The 22,195-nt window shown below is 58.6% G+C and carries 12 protein-coding genes; all 12 read right to left on the bottom strand.

Going from position 1 to position 22,195, the window contains the following annotated elements:
- Window positions 1–46: 46 nt before the first annotated feature.
- The gene (locus F591_RS0109360) at window positions 47–1,297 is read right to left on the bottom strand and encodes a ribulose-bisphosphate carboxylase large subunit family protein (RefSeq protein ID WP_019534336.1); all 1,251 of its coding nucleotides are present in this window, start codon (window positions 1,295–1,297) and stop codon (window positions 47–49) included.
- A 68-nt stretch (window positions 1,298–1,365) separates the two neighbouring features.
- Window positions 1,366–2,040, bottom strand: a complete 675-nt coding sequence (locus F591_RS0109355; protein ID WP_019534335.1) for an aspartate/glutamate racemase family protein — start codon at window positions 2,038–2,040, stop codon at window positions 1,366–1,368.
- A 16-nt stretch (window positions 2,041–2,056) separates the two neighbouring features.
- Entirely contained in the window at window positions 2,057–4,075 is a 2,019-nt protein-coding gene (locus tag F591_RS0109350; protein WP_019534334.1) for an alpha/beta hydrolase family protein, read from the bottom strand.
- Window positions 4,054–5,376: a Gfo/Idh/MocA family protein gene (locus F591_RS0109345; protein ID WP_019534333.1), complete on the bottom strand. Its 1,323-nt coding sequence runs from the start codon at window positions 5,374–5,376 to the stop codon at window positions 4,054–4,056. The genes F591_RS0109350 and F591_RS0109345 overlap by 22 nt, the downstream gene beginning before the upstream one ends.
- 321 nt (window positions 5,377–5,697) lie before the next feature.
- Complete coding sequence (locus F591_RS0109340) at window positions 5,698–9,285, bottom strand: prolipoprotein diacylglyceryl transferase (protein ID WP_026326488.1); 3,588 nt, start codon at window positions 9,283–9,285, stop codon at window positions 5,698–5,700.
- A 152-nt stretch (window positions 9,286–9,437) separates the two neighbouring features.
- On the bottom strand, window positions 9,438–11,174 hold the full coding sequence (locus F591_RS0109335; RefSeq protein WP_019534332.1) for a glycoside hydrolase family protein: 1,737 nt from the start codon (window positions 11,172–11,174) through the stop codon (window positions 9,438–9,440).
- Window positions 11,175–11,247: 73 nt separating this feature from the next.
- Window positions 11,248–14,157 (bottom strand): ABC transporter permease, encoded by a 2,910-nt coding sequence (locus F591_RS0109330; RefSeq protein ID WP_019534331.1) that lies wholly within the window; start codon window positions 14,155–14,157, stop codon window positions 11,248–11,250.
- Window positions 14,158–14,178: 21 nt separating this feature from the next.
- A complete protein-coding gene (locus F591_RS0109325; RefSeq protein WP_245581008.1) occupies window positions 14,179–15,213 on the bottom strand; it encodes an efflux RND transporter periplasmic adaptor subunit in 1,035 nt (344 codons plus the stop codon).
- A gap of 1,046 nt (window positions 15,214–16,259) precedes the next feature.
- Window positions 16,260–17,612: an S-layer homology domain-containing protein gene (locus F591_RS0109320; protein WP_019534329.1), complete on the bottom strand. Its 1,353-nt coding sequence runs from the start codon at window positions 17,610–17,612 to the stop codon at window positions 16,260–16,262.
- 388 nt (window positions 17,613–18,000) lie between these two features.
- A complete protein-coding gene (locus F591_RS0109315) occupies window positions 18,001–19,347 on the bottom strand; it encodes an ABC transporter substrate-binding protein (RefSeq protein WP_019534328.1) in 1,347 nt (448 codons plus the stop codon).
- Window positions 19,348–19,369: 22 nt separating this feature from the next.
- Complete coding sequence (locus F591_RS33250; protein ID WP_281166690.1) at window positions 19,370–20,554, bottom strand: procyclic acidic repetitive family protein; 1,185 nt, start codon at window positions 20,552–20,554, stop codon at window positions 19,370–19,372.
- Between the two features lie 196 nt (window positions 20,555–20,750).
- Entirely contained in the window at window positions 20,751–22,064 is a 1,314-nt protein-coding gene (locus tag F591_RS0109305; RefSeq protein WP_019534326.1) for an ABC transporter substrate-binding protein, read from the bottom strand.
- Window positions 22,065–22,195 lie beyond the last annotated feature (131 nt).

Below are 22,195 nucleotides of genomic sequence, written 5' to 3'. Positions count from 1 at the left end.
CGCTTCCCGCCTTCCTCCAATGTCCGCAAGGCCGGCTGCCGGCCAATTAACCGAACGTCTCGATGGCCTGCTTGAGCTCCCAATGGGCTTCCGCATGCGTCTCAAGCGGTATGCCAGCGACAGCCGCCTCCCAGCCTTGCACGAGACTGCGGTAGCCGGCGCCGGGCCCGCCCGGATGGCCGTGAATGCCTCCGCCGGCAATGTTCAGCAGATCGACCGTCTGCAGCCTGGCATATGTCCTCGGCGCGGCTCCGGCCCACTGCTTCGAGGACAGCACCGGCAGCGCCGTATCCCGCTCTGCGAACATCGGCGTCAAGCAATCGCGCACGCCGCCGATGACGGAAGCATCGCTTTCGTAGAACTTGTTGTTCAGCCCGTTGACGTGCAGATGATCCGCGCCGCACAAGCGGCACAGCTTCTGATAGGCGCTGAACGACATGCCAAGATACGGGTAGCGCGACATCATGCCCCATTGGTTGCGGTGGCCGTGAATGCAGACGGGAGCCTGCTTGCGCAGATGGGCCAGCCCGGCGAAGCCGATGCTGTTGATGCTGACCATCACGCAATTGCCGCCGTGTTTGACGACCGTATCGAGATGGCGCAGCATCGGCTCGATATCGTCGGTAATGTTGAAGGCGTACATCGTCTTTTTGCCGGTGCGGTCGGCCGCCCGCTCGATTTCCTCCATCGCCGCCTTCACGCGCTCGGCCAGCGGGGCGTACGGCGGGTTGCCGTGCACCTCGTCATCCTTGATGAAGTCGATGCCCGAGGAAGCCAGCTCGCGCACGATCCCCCGCAGTTCCTCCACGCTCAGGCCGATGTTCGGCTTGATGATCGTGCCGATGATCGGCCGGCCATAGACGCCGGTCAGCTGCCGCGTGCCGGCGATGCCGAAGCGCGGACCTTCATATCGCTCGAGGAACGACGGCGGCAGTTCGAGATCGAGCAGCCGGATGCCGGACAGCTCCTCCAGCTCGAACAGGTTGCCCGCCGCCGTCGCCAGCACATTCGGGATGGACGGGCCGATATTGTCATATGGAAAAGCGATCTTGACGATGCCGCGGACGTATTCGCCCTTGCTGCCGGGCGGCACCTTCGCCCCGGGGAGCGCCGGCAGCGCGGCCGTCTCCAGCGGCTCGATCGACGCGATGCGGGCCCGGTGCCGCCGCTTCAGGCTCTCCGTTTCGTTCGGCAGCGGCGTGAACGTGCCCGTCGACTGCTCGCTGACGATGATGTCGGCGGCCTGCTCCAGCGAATAAGCCGTCTCGATCCAATATGAGGCGATCATTTCGCTCATCGCTATCCGCCTCCTTCCGTTCGGGATGATGATGTTGATGAAGCCCGGATATAGGCTGCGTTCAAAACCTACGGCGCCATTTTCCCCAGCCTGGCGAGCTCGGAGCGAACGGCCAGGACGCCGAGGCGGGGGCTGGAGAAGGTCGGCAGGCCGGACGCCTGCTGCAGCGTCTCCTCCATTCGCGCCATCGACCCTTGCGCGAGCACGAGCACGTCGGCCCGGCCCTCGGCGGAAGCGGCCGCCTCCAGGATCAGCCGGTCATGCTCCTCAGGCCGCCCCGAGACGAGCGCCTGGTACGCTCCTTCCGCCAGCAGGCTCAGCACCTGGACGGAGCGGCCCTGGCTGGCCGCCTCCCGCTCCAGCAGCCGCCGGGTCGGCTCCAGCGTCGTCGGCAGCGTGGCCAGCACGGCGATGCGCTCGAACCGCCCGGCCGCTTCCCGGGCCATGGCGTCGTCGATTTTGACGATCGGCGTAGCGAACATGGGGCGGGCCCAATCCGCCACTTCGCCGACCGACGAGCACGTATTGAGGATGACGTCGGCGCCGATCTCTTCGCCATGGCGATAATATTGTACGAGCCGGCGCGTCACCTCCGGCGTCACTCGGCCGGCGCGAATGACGTCGCCGATCAGGCTGTCGTCCATGATATTGACAAGCCGGCTGTCCGGCAGCACCTCGCGGAAAACGGCCTGAATCCGTTCCGCCAGGCCTTGCCCCGTATAAACCGCTACCACGGTGGACATCGCTTCAACCTCCTATTCAGCCTGCCGAAGGGCATGCCGCTTCGTTGTCAGATGCAGACAGTCTTCCTTCTTCCGCAAGCCATCTGTCCATATCCGGCAAATCGAAATAGCGCAGCATCGCCGGAATCAGGAAGCTGAGGGAATCCGTCTCGTCGTAATACGGCTCGCGAATCCAGTCGGCCAGGCTGCTTATGGGCCGGTCCATTCGGACGCCGCGCACGCGCGCATCGAGCAATCCGGCCAGCCCCGCATAGATCGCATAGCGGCCGCTGCCGTACAGGCGAATATCGCTGGGGTCGGCGTTTTTCAGACCGGCAGCCAGCTCCACCGCCCGCAGCACGTCGAAGGTGCGCAGCGCCGCCATGCTGTCCCCGAGCCACATCAGCTCGTCGGTATGCCGGTCCATCACGCCGAAGCGCTTGAACGGCTTCTCCGTCGGCGAGTTCAGATGCGGCAGCAGCGCCCCGATGCCCGTCGGATTGAGCACAAGCGCCATCCGCCCCGAGGCGCACGTCGCTTCGATCCACTCCGCATGCTCCGCCAGCCGGCTCGTGCCGCCGTCCCACACCGCGATCGTCACCGGCAGCTTGCGCTGCGCGGCGCTGGCGGGGAAAAACTGCAGCCCGTGGTTCAATAGCCCCGGCTGGCTCCACCAGACGGTGCGGATAACCCACAGCCCGTTCACCTCGCCGCCGCCCGCCAAGCGCGGATTCAGCTCGCAGCCTTGCCGGGGAGCAAAGACGCGGGCGCTCAGCCATTCGAGCGCTCGCCGCTTCCGCTCGGCCTCCGGGTACGACTGCCGGGCTTTCTCGCATGCCGCAAGCCGCTCCAGCGTCTCGTCATGCGTGCTTTTGGCTCCTTCCAGCTCGCCCATCACCTGGCCGCTGCGCGTGCACCACAGCTGCTCGGCCGGAATTAAGCGAATGTCCGCATCCGCCAGCTCCGCCGCCCGGCCGAGCAGATGCCTGGCGAAAAATTCGGCCGCCGCCCTCGCCAGGCCGGGAGAAAAGCGGTGCACATTCTCCTCCTCGAAAATGTCCAGGTCGCCGCCCCGCCCGTGCATCTCCCAAAATCTCCGGTTGACGGCCACATTATGACGCGGCGCTTCGATCGGAACCGAATCGAACGTCGTGGCCAGAATGCGCACCGGACGCGGCGCCATTGCCAGCACGATATCCTCGTGATCGAGGCCGAGCGCCGAGAAGCCGGGCCACTTCTGCTCGGCGTCCTGGGCCTTGCCGGTGAGCAAGAAATACGGACGGTTCATGATGAAGCCGCCGGGAGCGGCGGCGGCGATGCGCCGATCGTACATCATGAGCAGCGCTGTCTGCGTGCCGCCTCCGGAGTGGCCGGTGACGCCGATGCGCTGCGGGTCCACCTCCGGCCGGGTCTGCAAATAATCGATCGCCCGCAGCGCATCGTGCAGCATGTATCGAGCCAGGCTGTCGCCCAGCGGAATGCACTGGCGGCCGACGTTCTCATGCTCCGTCACGCTCGTCATCGGCGCCTGCCGCGTGGCCGGGTCGTAATAGCCGAACCGCTCGCCTTGGCCGACCGGGTCCAGCGCCATCACGACGAGGCCGGCATGCACCAGGTAGTGGCACACCGTCTGATATTCGTCGCAATGCTTGGCCTGCTCGCGGTGGCCGCACAAGAGCAGCACGGCCCCGCGGGGACCGTCCGTCCCGTCCGGGATGTACAGGTTCGCCGTTGCATAGACGCAAGGCCGCGGCTCGAAGATCACCTTCTCGACGCGAAAGCCATTGCCTGCAACCGTCCCCGTAATTTTCGGCCTGAGCGGGGAAGCGGATTCGGGCAGACCGCCGATGCACCGCTCGATCCCTTCGCGGATGTACTGCTGGCGCCGCTTCAGCCCTTCTATATCCCGAATCGCCGCGCGCGCTTCTTCCCCCTTGGCGGCGGCGCGCATCGCGGCTTCGTATACCCATCTGGGCAGCTGGCTTTTCACATCGAAATTGGCGATGCCCGATTGTCCCAGCTTCTCGTACAAGTTCATCTGCTCAGCTTCTGCCATCCCGTTTCCTCCTCCGAACATTCGCAGGCCAGCAGCTCGGATATCCGCACCGGCCTGCCGCTATGCGCCGATTTCCAGATCGCTTCCCCAGTCAGCACCGACAGCGCTCCCGCCTCCGCGCCCGCCAGGATATCGTCCGGCAGGCCCGGATCAGGCCCGAGGAACAGATCCTCCAATAGCAGCGGATCGCCGCCCCCGTGCCCTCCCGGCCGGGGAACGACATGGATCGTTTCTTTGCCGCCGAACAGCGGAAAATAATCGATCGTTTGCCCGCTTGTCGGAAACGCCGCGCGCCCCGACATCACTTCCATCGTTTCGATCCGGCCCTTCGTGCCGTTAATGGCCAGCCGGTATCCTTCATACGGCAGCGAGAAATTGACCGAGTAGCTAAGCATCGCCCCCCGGTCGTACTTGACGACCGCCGCGTACGCATCCTCGATATCGATCTCGGAATCGAAAATACAGGCGTCCGCCCGATACCCGGACGCTCCGCCCGGCACCGCATCCATATTGGACAAATGATCGTCCTCCGGCACGATGATTTTGCTGCGCGAGGACCAGCGCGCGTAATAGGCGCAGTCCCGCTTCACCCGGCATGTGCCGCAGTATCGGCCGTCCTCCTTGAGCGGATTGAGCTCGCCCTGCGGGCCAAAATAATGGAGCGCCCCGTAGGCGAACGCCTCGACCGGCTTTTGCCCGATCCACCAGTTGACAAGATCGATGTGATGCGTGCTCTTGTGTACGGAAAGACCGCCGGAGGCGCTCCGCTTCCGGTTCCACCGCTTGAAATAGCTCGCGCCGTGATACGTATCGAGATACCAGTTCAAATCGATCGTCGTCACCGTGCCGATCCGCCCATCGCGCACCAGCTCCTTAATGCGCGTATGTATCGGGTTGTAGCGGTAATTGAAAGCGACCGTCAGCTTGCCCTTGCTATGGCTCTGCGCTTCCAGAACCCGCCGGCAATCCGCGCTGCTCGTCACCATCGGCTTCTCCGATATGACATCCAGATCGCGTTGCAGAGCCTGTACAATATAATCGGCATGGGTATGGTCCGGTCCGGCGACAATCACGACGTCCGGTTTCGTCTCCTGAATCATCCGGTCGAATTGATCGGGCATATACGTCGGCGCCCCGCTGATGGCCGGAAATTTGCGGAAGCAATTGGCGAACCGGCCGGGATCGGCATCGAGCAATCCGACGATCTCGCAGTGCGGTTGAAACGTGTCCAGCATCGGGCGAATAAACATGCCGTTGGCCCTTGTGCTTACGCCGCAGATCGCATACCGTTTTTTAGCCAAACGGTTCACCCCCAGTCATTGTCACAACGCTAAAGCAGCCTTTCGGACAACAGCGAAAAGATAGCCCGCTATGCGCGCCTATTGCAAGTATACGAGCGGGGGCAAGCAAAAAAAGCAGCGGATTCGACCGTCATTATAGGCCGATTGCGCCAATGCTGGAGAGCCGGAGGCGCTTGCCGCCTGTACATCAGTCTTCGGGCACGCGGCAGGCGAAAAGACCCCCGCCATGCGGCAGGGGCCTTTCGGTCATGCGGTGACGTTGCACGAATCTCGTTCGCCAATGCGCCGTTCACCAGGCTTAAGCCGGTCAGGCTCAGGCCATCACTTGACACTGATGATCGTCGAGGCGCTCTTGTCGTACGGCCCGGACATCGTCAGCTTGAAGCTCTCCAGATTGATTTGATTCGGATCGTGAGGGGTAAAGACGAGCTTGTAATCCTTGGTCATCTCGATCTTATCCTTCTGCTCATCCGGGGTGCCCGGCTTGTAAGTCACGTCGGACAGCGTAATTTGCACGCCAAAGCTTTCCAGGAAAGGTGTTAGCCCTTCGCTGTTTTTGTCTAGCTCGAATTCAGCCGAGTTGGTAAAGCTGTTGCCGTCCGTATCGATGACCTGAAGGTTGCCCATCAGCTTTTTGTCCCAAATAAAACGGTCTGTCAGCTCGTGGTAATTCACATTTTTGGTTTGGTTATTGTTGCCGGCCTTCAGTTCTTTGAACATGAGACTGGAAAGGAACACGGTGATATCGGCAGTGGCCAGCTTCGTGCCGCTCGGCGTATCGATCGCGAACGTCGCCGTCGCCGTCCCCGGATTCAGCCCGAGCAGACGCTTCGTGGCGCCGGAATTGTCGATGGCGATGACCGTATGATCGGATACCGAGCCGCTGCGTATCGAAACGCCCGGAACGTCGACCCGCGTGCCGTTCTTGTCCTTGACGAGCACCGACACGGACGGGGCCAGGTTGTTGTAATGCTTGAAAATATATTCCGCATCGGCCGGTGTCGCGTTCTCGTTGTCCATGTCTTTCGTCCTGCCTGTCTCGACTTCGCGGTCGACCAAATATTTGCCTGTGGCGAATACTTTCGTGCCGCCCTGAACCTCGATCTCGTAGCGCAAATCATCCGCCACCTCATCGTATGTGTGCGACTCCGCCCAGGCAATGCCGCTGCCCATCGTTCGGGTGACCCTCCATTGGGAGAGGTCCGTCTCCTGGTCATCGGGGACGACCTTGACGATCCTTGCCGTAACTCTATACATCCCGGCTTCCTTCTTATCGGCAATGAAGGTGAAGTTTTGCGAAGCGTCCTTCAGCGGCACCCGGACGGTGTTCTGCTTGTCATTCAAAATGATCTTGCTGTTGCCGCCATGCTTGCCTGTGAAGGCTCCCTCGGCGCCGCTGTATTTGTTCAGCGTGAAGTCGACGGCGTACTCCGGCTTGTTCAGATTGTAAACCTCGTCGTATTGGTCCCGAATCGTGAACTTGGTCGTTTTCTCCACCGCTTTGTCGCTGCGGACGATCATCGACAGAATGGACGTCTCCTCCGCTGCAATTTGGACCGGCACGCGCTCCGGCCTGAGCGTAAACTCGGCCGTGGCGGTTTTGTTCGTATCCGTAAGCCTTACTTCGATGGTTGCTTTTCCTGTTCCCCTTACATTCTGAATGCGAATGGTTCCTTTGTTGCGGGTGATGCCGATCGGGCCTTCGTCGTCCGACGCCGATCCCAGCTTGATGCCGCCGGTGCTGGTCACCTTGATTTTGCCGGCTTTGGCCAGCTCGGCAATTTCGTCTGCAGTAAATTCTAACCCTTCCGAATCCCTGACTTTCAGGTTTACGATTTTGTTCTCATCTCCGTCGGCCAGAATCGGCAGCGGGTCGTCGAAATCGATAGTTGCCGCATTCTTCGGAGTGACCACGCTGATTTCGGTCGTGACCGTCTGGCCGCTCCACAGCGCAGTCATGTCAATGATCGCTTTGGTATCCTTCTCCACATCGTCGAGCGCTTCCAGCTCCCATTCGGGGCTGTCGTCATTGTCGTAATCGTAAAAGGCGCTGTAATCTTTCTTGAATACCCGGCCGCCTGAAATTCGTTTAATAATGCCTTCATCCAGCACCTGCGGATCATACACGCGAAAGCCATACTGGTCATACGCAGCGAAGGAGATGTATACTTTATTGCCGGGCGTCAGGAAGGGCTCGTTTCCTTTGTAAGTAATTTGGCCCAGCTCAATGTGCGAGACGACTGCCCGATCCCCGAGCCGGAATATTTTGGTCAGCGTCAGCCGGTTGTCCCGATCGATGATCGTAACCGGAATGCCGATGCCCCGGTCCTCCAGGCTCAAATCGAGCGTGAATGCCTGCTTGCCCGGCATATATTGCGGCGTAAAGCCTCTGGCCACGCGAATATCGAAGCTGCCGGCCGACTGCGTCGTTTGCTCGCCGAACTGATTGAGCTGGCGAAACTCGATCGTAACCTTCGAACGGGGCAAGATATCGGAGGAATTGGCGAATTCCAGCTTTTCGACCCGTTCGTCTTCTGCTTCAAATGTAACGGACTTCGTCCCGACGAGCGCTTCGTCCAAACCGGATAACTGGGCGGTATAGATGCCCTTCGTCAGCTTCGAATCGAGCGTGACCGTCGCTGATTTCCGGTCTGGTGACCACTCGGCTTCTCCTTTCATTTCGGCGCCGATCCGTGTGATAGTCAGCGATGCGCCTGCAGGAGCCGGATTGTCGAAGGAGACGGAAACTTTGCTCGCGCCGGACTGCCTGGCTTCCTTGATGGAGACTTTCGCGTTGCCCGCTTCCACCGCGGCGATATCGGCGTAAAGCTTTCTGGCCTCGTAAGCAGCCTGGACCAGCATTCTGCGGTTCGCCATCCGGCCGCCGTTAAATCTGCCGTTCTCCTGCCTGGTCATCAGGTTCTTTTGCAGCGCCAGCGTCACAAAGCCTCTTAATTCTTCGTTCACATCGTCTCTGTTTAAATGGGTCGTATCGACAATCGGTGCAACTTTCCTTGCTTCGTCCGCAAATCCGAGAGCGGTGACGATATATTTGGCCAGGCTTTGCCGGTCTATTGTATTCGAAGGGGAATACACCCGCCCGGTGCGGCTGACGAGGCCGATTCTGTATAATTCCTCGATATAGTCCAGCTTCTTGGGGGCGGACTTATTTGCAGGCGGCGTAGCTACGGCCTCGCCAGCTGGTTGCGCGGCTTCGCCTCCGTCTAGCTGCGCCGTCACGGACTCGCCTTCGGCCTGCGCCGTCCCGGACTCGCCTTCGGCCTGCGCTGCGCCGGGCTCGCCTTCGGTCTGCGCCGTCACGGACTCGCCTTCGATCTGCGCCGTCCCGGACTCGCCTTCGGTCTGCGCCGTCACGGACTCGCCTTCGATCTGCGCCGTCACGGACTCGCCTTCGGTCTGCGCCGTCACGGACTCGCCTTCGGTCTGCGCCGTCACGGACTCGCCTTCGGTCTGCGCCGTCACGGACTCGCCTTCGGTCTGCGCCGTCCCGGACTGGCGATCCGTCTGTGCGGAGTGAGAGCCCCCAGCTCCGGCAGGTGCGGCCGACTCTTTTGTAAGCGTTTTATCATCCGGGAATGTAAAAATGACTTTGGCCACTTCCATAAATTCCTGGTTCGTGATCGTTTTATCTGCGCCAAAGAAATTTTCCGACTCCGGTTGAAGCGCCCCGGCCGCAATGAAAAAGTCGAATTGCTCTCTCAGTTCCTTCGGCAATTCCTTCAAATCACTGTAATGGTCCGACAGCTTGACAGGCTCCGCAGCTGCGGCAGGGACTGCTGCGCTTGGCGCAGGCGGCGCAGCCGCTCCCGCCTCTTCCGCATGGGCGGCGGGAAGGCAGGCGGACGCCAGCAGGGACAGCGATAACAGCCAAGATACGCTCCTTTTCATCTCATCACCCTTTGCTTGTTGTTGAAGTTGGATATCTACCCTTACATTAAAACTTTGCCGCCAGCGAGTTAATGGGGGAATGCAAGCATGTTCATAGGGAATCCGCTCCCGATTGCCGTTCCGGCAGCCGGGAGCGCCGCTTCGCATTCCGTTTACCAGTACAATTCCTTCTCCAGCCTGCGGTAGCTTCCCTCGCGCATCGGCGCTTTGTCGAATATTTGCCGGTGGTTGTAGAACGGATGGTGCACCCCTTCGGGAGTCAGCCGGATAACATCGTCGCCCCGCCACTGGGCGATAAACTGCTGGCCGACCGCCTGCTCGACCGTCTGCCGCTGCTTGAGCGGAAACGTCACGGTAATCCGCTCCCCTTCGCGAACCTCTCTCAGCACGAGGAAGCGCCCGTTCAGCCACATGCTCGGCTCGCTGCCGCTCTGCACAAACGCCTCGTCCCCGCGTTCCCTGCGGGCCGCTACCTTCGCATAGCCGGCCCATTCCGGAATCCGCACGAGCAGTCGCTTGATCGGCCGATGCACGAGCAGATCCACCCGCCCCTCGTGCGGCAGATGGCTGCTCACGTCGAGCCAGCGGGAGCCCCGGTTCAGCAGCAGATTGACGCTGACCGTCCCGTCCGTCTCTGTCACGATATGGCTCCAGCCCATGAACAGGCCTCGCGTCCCCGAGCCGATGCAGCACGTCTGCAGGTCGTTCGTATGGCCCCGTCCTTCGGCCACGTCGCAGCAGAAGTCGTTCGGAGCGGAATAGCCGGCGAAGGCCCCCCGCGCGCGCTCTGCCACTTTGTAGTACGATTTCATGCCGGGATCGTCCTGGCTTTTGTCCGGCAGGTCGACGACCCAGTCCAGATTCAGCAGCTGCGATTCGGTCAAGTGGTTGCGCAGGAAACGTTCGACGACGCCCCAATATTCGGTGTATCCGCTGCGGGCGAGCATGATGCCGGCGGCAATGAGATCGACCAGCGAGCATGTTTCATGCTCGAAGGCCTGCTCGCGCATATCCCCCGGCGTCCAGCCGAATGAGGTGCATCGGGTCAGCGCCCAATCGTAGCTTTTCTTGACGAAATGGATGATCGACGCATTCCGCGTATGCCAAGCGAAGCGGGCCAGGGCGTCCAACGTGCCGATCCGCGTATGGAAGTGGCCGCTGCGGAACGCCAGGGCGTCATTGAAGCTGCCGTCCGGCAGGAACACCCCGCTGCGCTCCATGATCATCGCCGCAAAAAACTGACACAGCTCGAAGGCGTCCTCATTGCCCGTCAGCTCGTAGTATTTGATGAGCGGCATGATCAGCCTTCCGCAGAACGCCGCCGGGTCCGGGGCAAGCCGCAGCTGAACGGCATTGGCGGACGGCCAGCCTTCCGTTGTATGCTCCGAGGCCGGGTAATACCAGACGTCCCGCTCCTTGACGGCAATCCGCTTCAGGGCGGCGACGTGCTTATCCGCCACCTCCTTGATTTTCGGATCGCCGGTTGTCATGTACCACGTCGTCAGCGCCAGAAGAACGGCCCGCTGGTCGATCATGTTGGCGGTCGTCCCCCAGTTCGGGGCCTTCGGATTTTTTTGCCGGTAGCTGAGTCCGTCCTCCTTGAAAAAACTGAGGAAATTGGCCCGGTAACGCTCCTCGATATCGCGCCCGCTCTCATCCCCCGTCATGTGCCTCGCCAGAATGAGGGCGTCGATCAGGCGCCCGTGGCTCGAGCCGTAATCCCAATCGCCGTGGGTCAGATATGCGGGCTTCTCCATCAGATTGGCAGCGAAAAAAGGTATGTATCCGTGATCCTCGTCGGCCATGCCGATAATCGCCTTGAGCACGTGCCCCGCCCGTTCCTCCAGCAGTAGGGTGTCGGGGATCAAATTCGGCGCATGCGTTGTCATGCTTTGCTCGCCTCCTTAAATCGTTTTCTATCCAGAATTGGCAACAATCAACAATGATGGAACATACTAGCCCCTAAGCGTCCTCCCCCAGCTTGACGGCCTGGTGAATGCGGATGCGCGAGACGATATAGCCGAGCACAGCTAGTCCTAGCGAAATCATAACCGTCACGATCCAGTACAGCCGGATCTGATCCTGCGGGTCGAACGTGACCTGAAACGGCGGCACCTGCGTGCTCGGATCGAACGACAGCTCGAACAGCGGCACGAACAACAGGCTGGCGGCATTGCCGGTGACGATGCCGATCATGATCGCCGCTCCCGAGATCAGCGCCTGCTCTCCCGCCAGCATAACAATCAGCTGGCCGAAGGATACGCCCATCGCCCGCAAAATGCCAAGCTGCAGCGTTCTGGCGAACAGCGACAGCACCCAATACAGCAAAAAGCCGAAAAAACAAATCACGATGGAGATGAGAAAACCGAGCGTCATCACGCCGTTGATCGCCAGCTGAAACGGCTCCCTGATCGCCTTGATCTGCTCCTGTCTGGCGTCATGAAGCGCTTCGATCTGGTAGCCGCGTTCGGCGATTCCTTCGTAGATCGCCTGGCTGCTGGCATCCGGCTTCAGCTTAAGCCATACCTCGTACGGCTCGAGCGCCAGATTGTTCTGAATGTACGGCAGATGGCCGACCACCAGCATCGGCTTTTTGATTTTCGTCGTTTGTCCTTGCTTCGTCTCTACGGCAACGGCGCTGCCCGGGCCGGGATTCGGATTCCACGACGGCCAGTAATCGACCATGCCGAAGACGGTAAACGGAGTACCTTCCACCTGGGGCCAGCCGACCGTAATCGTATCTCCCGGCTTGATTCCGTACTCGTCGGCCATCGATTGGGAGACAAGCACCGCCGACGGATTCGTAGCGATCAGGTTCAGGTAGGCGTTCATATGATGATCGAGCAGCCTGGGGCGCATCCAGGCGGTTTGGCCGAATTCCTTCGTATCGATGCCCATAAGCGTGACGGTATCCGTCACCTCGCCCCGCGTAAAGGTCGCGTTCGGCTTGACGAACACTTTGGCCGCATGCTCCACGCCGGGCAGTTGCGTGAACGGCAGGAACGACGGCTCGGTATATTGCGTCCGGCGCGGCTCCTCACCTTCCTCCTCCCCGCTCTGGCCCTCCTCCCCTTCTCCTTCCTCGCTCATCAAACCGACCAGAATGACCGGAGGGGCGTCGTTCTCCCAGCGAATTTTGAGCGTCATATCGGCCCCGGCCGCATAGCGGATTTTATCGATCGTATTTTTGCTGATCGTGCGGCTGGCGCTCGCCCCGAACAATCCTGTAGCAATCGTAATAATCAGGAATACCATAATAAACTGATACTGCTTCGTCGACCGGCTGACCTGCAGCAGCGTGGAGTACAGCGACGGCGGCCACCATCTCCGCCCGATGCCGAACAGCAGGCGCATCAGCCAAGGATACAGCCGCAAGATCAGCAGCCCCATCCCCAGAATGAACAGCGCCGGAATGAGGAACAGCAGCGGGTCGACGCGCAGGTCGGCCGATTTCAGCCCGAGCGACAGCAAATCGTCGACGCGTACCCGGTAATTGTACAAGCCGTACAAGGAAATGCCGATCAGGATGACGTCGATCCCGAATTGATGCCAAAAGGAGTTGCCCTGCTGCCTGGCCGACTGCTGCTTGTGGCCGACAATCGTCACCCGCGTTGCAAGAAAGACCGGGATCAGCGTCATGACCAGCGAGACCGATACGGCGACCAGCGCATACTGGCAGGCGTCGCGGGTCAGCTTGACGTCCAGCCTGGCCCGCTGCACGAACTCCAGAAAACCGCTGGAGGCCCCCAGCAGCTTGGTCAGCTGAGCTCCCAGCAAAGGTCCGATGAAGAAGGCGATCGCGCCGAGCACGATACTTTCCACCGCGTAGCTGACGATGATTTGCGTGCGGCTCGCGCCACGGCTGCGCAGCACGGCAATCTCCGTCTTTTGCCGTTCCGTGATCAGGTTGGCGACCATGTACAAATAGAACGCCAGCATGATCATCACCGGCACGTTGAGCGACCACAGCATTAATCTCAGGTTCGCTTCCTTCACATAATACGCGGCAATCGTTTTGAGCGCTGGAGCGTTGCTGTCGAACGATTCGTAGCGCTCCTTCATATGCGAGGCGACCGCCCGGTCGTTGCTTCGGTAATCGCCGGTCGACTCCAGCGTCATGCCGGCGTAATCCAGGGCGTAATACCAATAGCTGGACTGCACATTCAGCTTGCCGGCAACGGTCATATCCTTCTCGAACAGCGAGAAATCGATCAGGAAGCTGTTCTTGTAGCTTCCGGGAGTGTTGTACCAGAACAGGTCGGCATAATCTTTGCGGTCGAACACGCCGACCGGCTTCACCCGGATCGGCTCTGCCGCATCGCCGTTCTGGACGACAAACACCGTATCCAGCACCATGCTGAGCTCGGTCAGCGCCTCCTGCGGAACAAGCGCTTCATAGACGCCGTCGACCGGCTCCTTGGCCGGGAGCCGCCCATCGACGAGGCGGATATGCTCCTCCATTCCTTCGATCGTGCTGATATTCGCCGAACGTTGCCGGGTGCCGTCGACACGGTCCGGCTCGGCCGGAACGAGAGCGTAGCGCGATGTAGCCCGCTCGCGGACGTATTGCTGGACGGGAAGACCGAACTTGCCGCCGGCTTCCTTCATAAATTCGTCGGTTTCGGAAATTTTGGCATGCTTCTTCGGGTCGTCGGCCGACAGGGCAGCGGATACCCAGTATATCCCCGGATACTGATTGCTCGTCTGCTGCAGCTGCCGCAGCTCCTGAATAAGCAGACGCTGCAGGATGGCATTCGTATAAATCGGCATGCTGCTCGTCAGCGCCACGGAAATCACCAGCCCGAACAGAAGGCTGAGCTCCAGCCATTTGTTATTGACCATTTTGCGCAGGATCATGACCAGCAAAGCCATTGTTCAGAGCCTCCTCCGCCGTCAATTGGCCAAAATGATTTTTTGTCCCTCGTTGAGCCCCTGGCGAATCTCCACTTCCGTAGCGGCGACGATCCCCTTCTCCACATCGACCTCCTTCCGGCTGTCGCCGTCGAGCACGTGCACGTAATCGCGGTCCATATAGCTGCGCAAGCCGGCTCTCGGGATGACGATCACATTGTCCCGCTTCTCGGTCACAATCGTTATATCGGCCTGCGATCCGATCGTGACATCCTCGGGCAATCCTTTGACGTCAATGATCAGCGACTTCGCATTCCGCTCCTCGATCGCCTTGTTGTTGTTCGGCGGGGCCGTCATCGGCGTCTGCACGACTTTTCCCGTCAATACCTGGTCCTTGATTTTGACCTCCACATCCATGTTGATCTCAACGCCGGCCAAATCGTTCTGACTTGCTGCGGTATAAATCAGCTTCATTTGCTTCGGATCGGAGATCGTCACGATCTGCTTGTAGGCATCCACTTCCTCGCCTGGCTGAATCGGGTCGATATAGGTGACGATTCCGCTTACGGTTGCGACCAGCCTCGATTTGTCGAGCTGCTTTTGCAGCGATTCCAGCTGAATTTGCGCGCTCTCCAGATCGTACAGCTTCGAGCGGAAGGCCGGGTCCTCTGCGCCCTTCTCGGAAATTTCCTGCTGCAAGGTCAGCTTCAGCTTCTCGATCGCGATTTCCTGCAGCCGAATTTTTGTCTCCAGATCGTCGGTATCCGTCGTTGCGATAATATCGCCGGCTTTGACCGTATCGTTCAGCTTGACGTTCATGGAGACGAGACGGCCACCGGATTCGGTGAAATACAAGTAGTCCATCTTGTCCGACGCGAATGTCGCTACCCCGGTAATTTGCTTTGCGATATTGGCCCGCTTCACTTCATAGAGGGTAAGCGTCTCCTGAACGGGCTGAACGAGCGGAGGCGCCAGCTCCTCTTCCTCGACCGGAAGCAGCGAGCAGCCCCCTGCCACGGCGGCGAGGCACAGGCTTCCAAACAGCAGCGAAACCGCTTGCATACGTTGCTTCCGCAATCGCTCCACCTCCCATCCGTACACAAGCTCATTGGTTTGCCCCCGGGTTAAACGGCTTCGAGCTTTAAGAAAAAACTTTTATCGGCGTCCTTTCGAGGATGCGGGGACCGGTTATGACTCGAACCGCAAGGCATGGCTAAGGCAGCATTAACCGAGGGCTGCAAGCAAGCCATGGCGCCATGAGTCACCATATCCTCTCTAACGCAAGTGACGAACGCTATTTTGCTGAAACGCAGCCTTTGAAAAAGGTAACGCTGGCTGGGTACGCTATTTTGCCAAAAACGCTGAATCGGGTAGCTCAAAACGAGAAATAAGGCTGCACACTGGCGTTACAATTTCAAATCGAGCGTTTCGAATGAAATAAGCGCTGTGGCTTGCGTTAGCTTAAGATCTGCCCAAGTCAGCCCGGCAAAACGGTAAGCCCACGGCCAGCAAAACGAGGCTTGCAACGTGAGACAGCAAGGCGAGCAATCCATTCCCGGCAGCCCGGGTTCGCCGACCGCAAGTGTCAGGGACACTGCGACAGGGATACTCGGCCGGCGGTCCCCGAACTCTGCGTTAGCGCTCGGACTCCGCGTTTGTGTTCGAACTCCGCGTTAGTGCTCCGACTCCGCGTTAGCCTTCGCAAGCTCCGCGTTAGTGCAGCCCCTCTCCGGGCACCCCCGAGCACATGAGGCAATGAATCCTGCAAAAAATGCAACATTTTCCGTATCCTTCGTGCTGGTGGAGGGGGAATGTTGTATTTCGTGCAACAATTTGGGCGAGATGGGCTGCAAACCCGGGAATATCGCCCGAAATGTTGCACTTTCTACAACATTTAGCAGCTAATGCGCTTGATCCCCCCGTTTTTGTTGTACAAAATACAACATTTGCTGACTATAACAAACGAACACCGCCTTATCGGCCGGCCTTTCCTTTTGAAGACATTTCAAAAAAAGGACTGTCGCTCCCCTTGATCCGCTGCGCTCGCGTCCGTCCGCCCGCAGGAGGGGCAGACGGGCGCAAGCGCCTTTAGATTGATGAGGACAGTCCTTTCCTCGTCGCTTCTATTGAACGGCCCACAGCGCCGCCGCTTCGAGAATGTCCATCAGCTCTTCGGTGGCATTGTCCTTGAGCGTGCCCGCTTTGGCCATGAAGAACACGGTGCGTGCCGGAACCGTATCGCCGTCGACGTTCTTCGCGCCTTTCTCGTAGGCGAAGATGGTCGCCTTGTTGCTGTCGCTCTTCAGCGTCGCTACGACGATCGCGTCGTCGCCGGGGATGCCGAAGGTAATGTCGTTCGCGGCATAGTAGACGTCTACATCGCCCTTCAGCCCCGCCGCCAGCGGATGGTCGGGATTCGTGATCGTAATCGTCAGCTCCTTCTTGGCGGAGCTGTTCTCGGAAATTTTCGACATTCCGGCGTCGCCGATCGAAATTCCCTTATTATAGATGATCGGAATGGGCAGCGTTTTAAGCACGTGAATATTGTTTTTCGCATACTTGGAATTGACCGTCTCCGAAATAAAGATCAGATCGTAGCCGTCGAACGATTGAGGGCCCATCTTGCGGTCCAGCAGCCTGTCGACGGTAAAGCCAAGCTCCTCGAGACGGTTGACGATCGGCAGATCCTCCGGCGCCAAATCGCTGTTCCGCTCGCCGCTGACCAGCAGCACCTTCTTGCCGCTTACGGACACGTCGCCCGGCTCGGAAGGCTTCTGCGGCTGCTCCGGCTCCGTTGCCGGCGGAGTCTGCGACTGGGGCGCCGGCTCGTTCGCGCCCGAGCCCGCTGCGAACAGCGCTTTCGCTTCATAGCTTGCAAGCGCCAACATTTCACGCGTGGCCGGTTCGCCGCCGCCGAAGGTGCCTCCCGGCAAGTTCGTCATCAGCTTTTTCTCCAATGCGAGCGAGACGTAGCCTTTGGCCCAGTCGCTGACGGTGCTGTCCGCTACCGGCTTCGCGCTCTTGGCGGCGGCGTCCAGTCCGAGCCCGCGAATCAGGAACGTCGCCAGCTCTTGGCGGGATACTTGGCCGGACGGATGATACGTTTTGCCGCTCGCGTCGTAACCGTCGGTCAGCCCTGCTTTTTTCAGCGCCTCGACGTACGGGAACGCCCAATGGCTTGGGCTGACATCGGAAAACGAAGCTTTTGTAAGCGTTTGATCGACCGGCAGCTTGAAAATAATCGCCGCCACTTTGGCGAACTGCGCCCGATCCATTTTATCCTGCAGACCGAATTGCGTATCCGAAATTCCGCTGAATACGCCTTCTCGAATCAGCGAATCCAGCTTGGCTTTCGTATCGGCCGAAATGTTCTTCAAATCGCTGAAATCGTCCGCCGTCTTGGCGGCAGCGGACAACGGCAGCAGCGCCAAAGACAAGAACAGGAAACAAACGAGCGGAAACAGTAACTTCTTCATTCAACGCACCTTCCCGTTTTTAAGTTTTACGCCTATGACGAACAATCTGTCCGTCGTCGGTCGTCGCCTGCGGCATTGAAAATTCGTCCCATGAGATGCTGCCGAATTTTCAAGTTTGACGCTTATGACGAACAATCTGTCCGTCGTCGGTCGTCGCCTGCAGCGTTTAAAACACCCGTAACTTGCATAGCGAATCGTTGTCTTGCGGAACGCTTATCATGCCAGCGCGTATCTTGCCAGCGCGCGCCTCGCCCGGCGCAGCGCTTTCGCAGCCGAACACCTCCTCGGGGCAAGCGCTTGAATCGATGGCCCTGCATTAATAAAAATAATATGAATAAGCCTGCCCGTTATAGGGGCTTCATCTCACGTTTATAGGTTCATCGCTTCGTCATTGCCGGCTCGCTGCTTTGTCGATCGTCTCGGCGGCCGCTTTCTTCGTCGCAATCTCCTTGGTGGACTGCTCCTCGATCATGCGCAGCGCCGTGACAGAATCTTTGGACTCCTTGAAAATAAGCGGCGCAAAGACGTTCTGCATCGGCACGTCATACCAGACGAGGCCTGCTGCTCTCGCCGCCGGCGGCATCGCCGTCTGGCCGTGGAAGATCGCTTTGGTGTTTTTGCCTCTCATTTGCGGCAGATTTTGACCGAACGCTTCCTTGACCGCCTCTGTCTCAAGCGGCACGATGACGCCCTCCTTGGCCAGCTCGATCTGATGCTCCTCGGACAAAATAGCCGCCATGACCTGGAACGCCAGGTCTTTTTTCGTCGATTGCTTGGTAATATACATGGAGTAGACGTTCGGCTGGTACCTCGTGTTCGGCGCCTCGCTGAAGGATGGCACAGAGACAACGTCGAAATTCAAATTTTTGTTCTGCTCGTGGAAGGAGACGATATGATCGACGGTGGCCACAGCCATCGCAATATTCGCCTTCGTCGCGAACGTCTCGACCGTATCGAATTGATTGGCCGGAATCTCATAGAACCGCCGCAGGTTGTCGACTACCTTCTTCCACTCCGGCGTGCTGAGGCTGGCCTTGTCTTCCGTAAGGCTCAGCGGAGACAGCGACAGCTGGTTGTAGTTCATGTAATGGCCCGGGTTTTGGGAGAAGCCCTTGTACGTGATCTCGCCCTCCACCCGCGTCAGCTTCTTGGCCATTTCGTAAATTTCGTCGTAGGTCATCCCGTCCTTCGGATAATCGACGCCGAATTTATCGAAAATGTCCTTATTGTAGAACAGAACGAAATCGTTATTGTTGAACGGCAGGCCGTAGATTTTGCCTTCCGGCGACAAGTTGCGCATTTGCGCCATCAGCCCCGGATTCAGCTTGCTCGTATCGAAGTTGTACTTTTTGATCAGATCGCTGATATCGTAGTGCAGATCGTTGTCGATGATGTACCGCTGCACGTTCATCCGCGTGTTGTCGATAATAATGTCCGGAATAGTGCCTGCCGCAATCAAATCCTCGTATCTTCGGCCGGGATTGTCCCAGTGGACATGCTTTACGGTAATTTCGGGAAACTTCTTTTTGATAAAACTGCCGATGTGCTTTTCGAAGACGTCTTCCTTGGCATAAAAAGCGGGATATACCGTATAAATGAACAATTCATTCTCGGGCGAAGCGACCGGCGGGTTGTCCTCGGCGACCGGCTCCGAATCCTGGCCGCCGACCGTGCAGCCCGCGAGCAAAGACAGCGACAAGGCAGCGAGCAGCGACTTTCGCGCAATTTGTTTCATGGGATCATCCCCTTTGAGCAAGTTACCCGTTTTGCAGCGTCCAGACGACCAGATTCTCCAGAAGCTTCCACCCTGCGTCAGTCGTATTTTCGTGATTGCCGTTCGTCAAATAGAAAAAAGAAATGCGCGCCTTCACCTCATAGCCGTTGTCTGCCTTGCTTCCCTTATCGTAATAGTAGATCGCCGCTTTGCCCTTATCGCCCGGCACAGTCGCGATCACCTTCGCTTCCTTGCCCGGAATGCCGTAGCTAATGCCGATCTTGTCGCTCGTTTCCTTGTAAACGTCCACCGTGCCGGACAATCCGCCGGCAACCTTATGCTGGCTATCCACGATGTCGATCGCTTTGACGTTCATGACATTCGCGTTCTCTTCAATGGAGGACAGGCCGAGGTAGAACATGCCGTGGTTTTTCACATAAACAGTCGGAATCGCCACATCCTTCATGACCCCGCCTTTGATAAACTTGGAGTTCAGCGTTTGGCTAATATAGATCAAATCGTACCCCTGCGTATCTTCTGGCGTAAAGTCCCTGTCGATCATATACGTCACTTCAAATCCGAGCGCCTTGAGCTTCTCGCCGGCAAAGAGATCGTCCGGCGCGTTTTCCCTGCCGACCAGCAGCAGCTTTTTGCCCTGCGGCGATACTTCTGCCGGCGCGGGCGGGGTTGCCGGAGCGGGCGCGGTGGCGGCGGGAGCGGCCTGTTCCGGGGCCGGCTTCGCTTCGGGCGCCGGCGCAGGTTTCGCTTCCGGCTGCTGCGCCTGGCCATTCGCCGGCTCAGACGACTTCTCCGGCTGCTGTCCTTGACCGGCCGCTGGTTCCGGCGCTTTCTCCGGCTCCTGCGCCTGACCGGCCGCCGATTCCGGCGCCTTCTCCGGCTCCTGCGCCTGACCGGCCGCTGGTTCCGGCGCCTTCTCCGGCTCCTGCGCCTGACCGGTCGCCGATTCCGGCGCCTTCTCCGGCTCCTGCTTCGGCTCCGGTGCAGGTTCCGCCGTATTCGTCTCGGGCCCTTGGGCCGTGCTTACCGGGGGCGGCGTATCGCCGGCATTGCCTCCTTCGCCTCCGGAAGAGCAGGCAATCATCGAAATTGTCATCACCAGAACAAATAATAATGTTACGAGACGCTTCATCAGCTTGATTCCTCCTAGATTAGCGCTTGAACCGTCAGCTACGGCATAGACGTCTACGACGAGCGTTTCTCTCGTCATCGGTCGTCACCTTCGGTGCCTGTAAATTCGCCGGAGGGTTCCGTCCAATTTTTCAAGATAGACGCCTATGACGAGCGCTTCCTGTCGTCATCGGTCGTCACCTGCGGTATTGAAATTTTGTCGGCGTATACCGCCAAATTTTCAAGATAGAAGGGGCTTACCGACAAGATGAGCCCCTTCTTTCCATGCGCTTCGGTTATTTTGCCGCTTTTTCCGTCTGAATTCCTTTCGTCGTCTGCTCTTCAATCATCCGCAGCGCCGTGACGGAATCTTTGGACTCGCCGAAAATAAGCGGAGCGAACACGTTATGCAGCGGAACATCGACATACGTAAGTCCGGCCGCACGTGCTGCCGGCGGCATCGCGTTTTTGCTGGCGAAGATCGCCTTCGTGTTTTTGCCCTGCATTTGCGGCAGATTTTGCCCGAACGCCGCCTGCACCTTCTCGCTTTCCAGCGGGCTGATGATGCCTTCCTTGGACAGCTCCACCTGAATTTCCTCGGACAGCAGGTAGGAGATGACCTGGAACGCCAAGTCCTTCTTGGTCGACTGCTTCGTAATATAGGCCGCATACATGTTCGGCTGCGCCTTCGTATTCGGCACATCGGCGAACGACGGCATCGCTGCGATATCGAAGTTCAAGTTTTTGTTCTGCTCGTACCACTGCACGATTTTTTCCGATACGTGCACGCTCATGGCCATGTTGCCTTTCGGGAAGTCGTCCACCGACGTGAACTGGTTCGCCGGAATTTCGTAGAAGCGCCGCAGGTTGTCGACCAGCTTCTTCCATCCTTCCGTGTTCAGCTCCGCCTTGTCCTCCGTCAGGCTGAACGGAGAAAGCGACAGCTGGTTGTAGGTCATATACAATCCGGGATGCTGCTGGTAGCCCTTGTACGTAATTTCCCCTTCGACCCTCGTCAGCTTTTTGGCAATTTCGTAAATCTCGTCGTAGGTCATGCCGTCCGTCGGATAATCGACGCCGAATTTATCGAAGATGTCCTTGTTGTAGAACAGCACAAAATCGCTAAGCTGGAACGGCAGGCCGTAGATGTGGCCTTCCGGCGTGACGTTCTTCATTTGCGCCATGGCAGCGGGGTTCAGCTTGCTCGTATCGAAATTGTACTTTTTGATCAGATCGGACATATCGAATTGAAGGTCGTTTTTCAAAATTTGCTTTTGCAAATTTCCGCGCGCATTGTCGATAATAATATCGGGAATCGTTCCTGCCGCGATCAGATCCTTGTACTGCCTGCCAGGATTGTCCCAATGGACGTGCTTGAACGTAACGTCGGGAAACTTCTTCTTCAGATGCTGTCCGATCTGCTTCTCGTAGATGTCTTCCTTTACGTAAAACGCGGGATATACCGTGTAAATAAACAGCTCGTTCTCCGCCGAAGGCGTATTGCCCGTCGCCTGCGGCTGTTCGTCCGGGCCTGCGGCCTCTTCCGTACAGCCAGCAAGCAGCGCAGCAGCAGACCCGATGAGTAGCGACGTTTTGAGGAATTTCTTCATGCTTAAGAGCAACCTCCCTTTTTTGTTCACCGAATGGCTGGCATTGTTTGCAACTTAACTGTATTACGAAAGTAACGCGCTTTCATTAGGGGAGCTTTTCTTATTTATAGGTTATTCATTGCATCTTTGCA

Source organism: Paenibacillus ginsengihumi DSM 21568 (assembly GCF_000380965.1).
Taxonomy (GTDB): Bacteria; Bacillota; Bacilli; order Paenibacillales; family NBRC-103111; genus Paenibacillus_G; species Paenibacillus_G ginsengihumi.
The sequence above is the reverse complement of the archived record's forward strand: the minus strand, read 5'-3'. Positions and strand labels throughout refer to the sequence as shown.

Excerpts from the sequence above, each read along its gene's own strand:
- F591_RS0109360 (WP_019534336.1), bottom strand. The coding sequence starts at position 1,297 with ATGAGCGAAATGATCGCCTCATATTGGATCGAGACGGCTTATTCGCTG.
- F591_RS0109355 (WP_019534335.1), bottom strand. The coding sequence starts at position 2,040 with ATGTCCACCGTGGTAGCGGTTTATACGGGGCAAGGCCTGGCGGAACGG.
- F591_RS0109350 (WP_019534334.1), bottom strand. The coding sequence starts at position 4,075 with ATGGCAGAAGCTGAGCAGATGAACTTGTACGAGAAGCTGGGACAATCG.
- F591_RS0109340 (WP_026326488.1), bottom strand. The coding sequence starts at position 9,285 with ATGAAAAGGAGCGTATCTTGGCTGTTATCGCTGTCCCTGCTGGCGTCC.
- F591_RS0109335 (WP_019534332.1), bottom strand. The coding sequence starts at position 11,174 with ATGACAACGCATGCGCCGAATTTGATCCCCGACACCCTACTGCTGGAG.
- F591_RS0109330 (WP_019534331.1), bottom strand. The coding sequence starts at position 14,157 with ATGGCTTTGCTGGTCATGATCCTGCGCAAAATGGTCAATAACAAATGG.
- F591_RS0109320 (WP_019534329.1), bottom strand. The coding sequence starts at position 17,612 with ATGAAGAAGTTACTGTTTCCGCTCGTTTGTTTCCTGTTCTTGTCTTTG.
- F591_RS0109315 (WP_019534328.1), bottom strand. The coding sequence starts at position 19,347 with ATGAAACAAATTGCGCGAAAGTCGCTGCTCGCTGCCTTGTCGCTGTCT.
- F591_RS33250 (WP_281166690.1), bottom strand. The coding sequence starts at position 20,554 with ATGACGAGAGAAACGCTCGTCGTAGACGTCTATGCCGTAGCTGACGGT.
- F591_RS0109305 (WP_019534326.1), bottom strand. The coding sequence starts at position 22,064 with ATGAAGAAATTCCTCAAAACGTCGCTACTCATCGGGTCTGCTGCTGCG.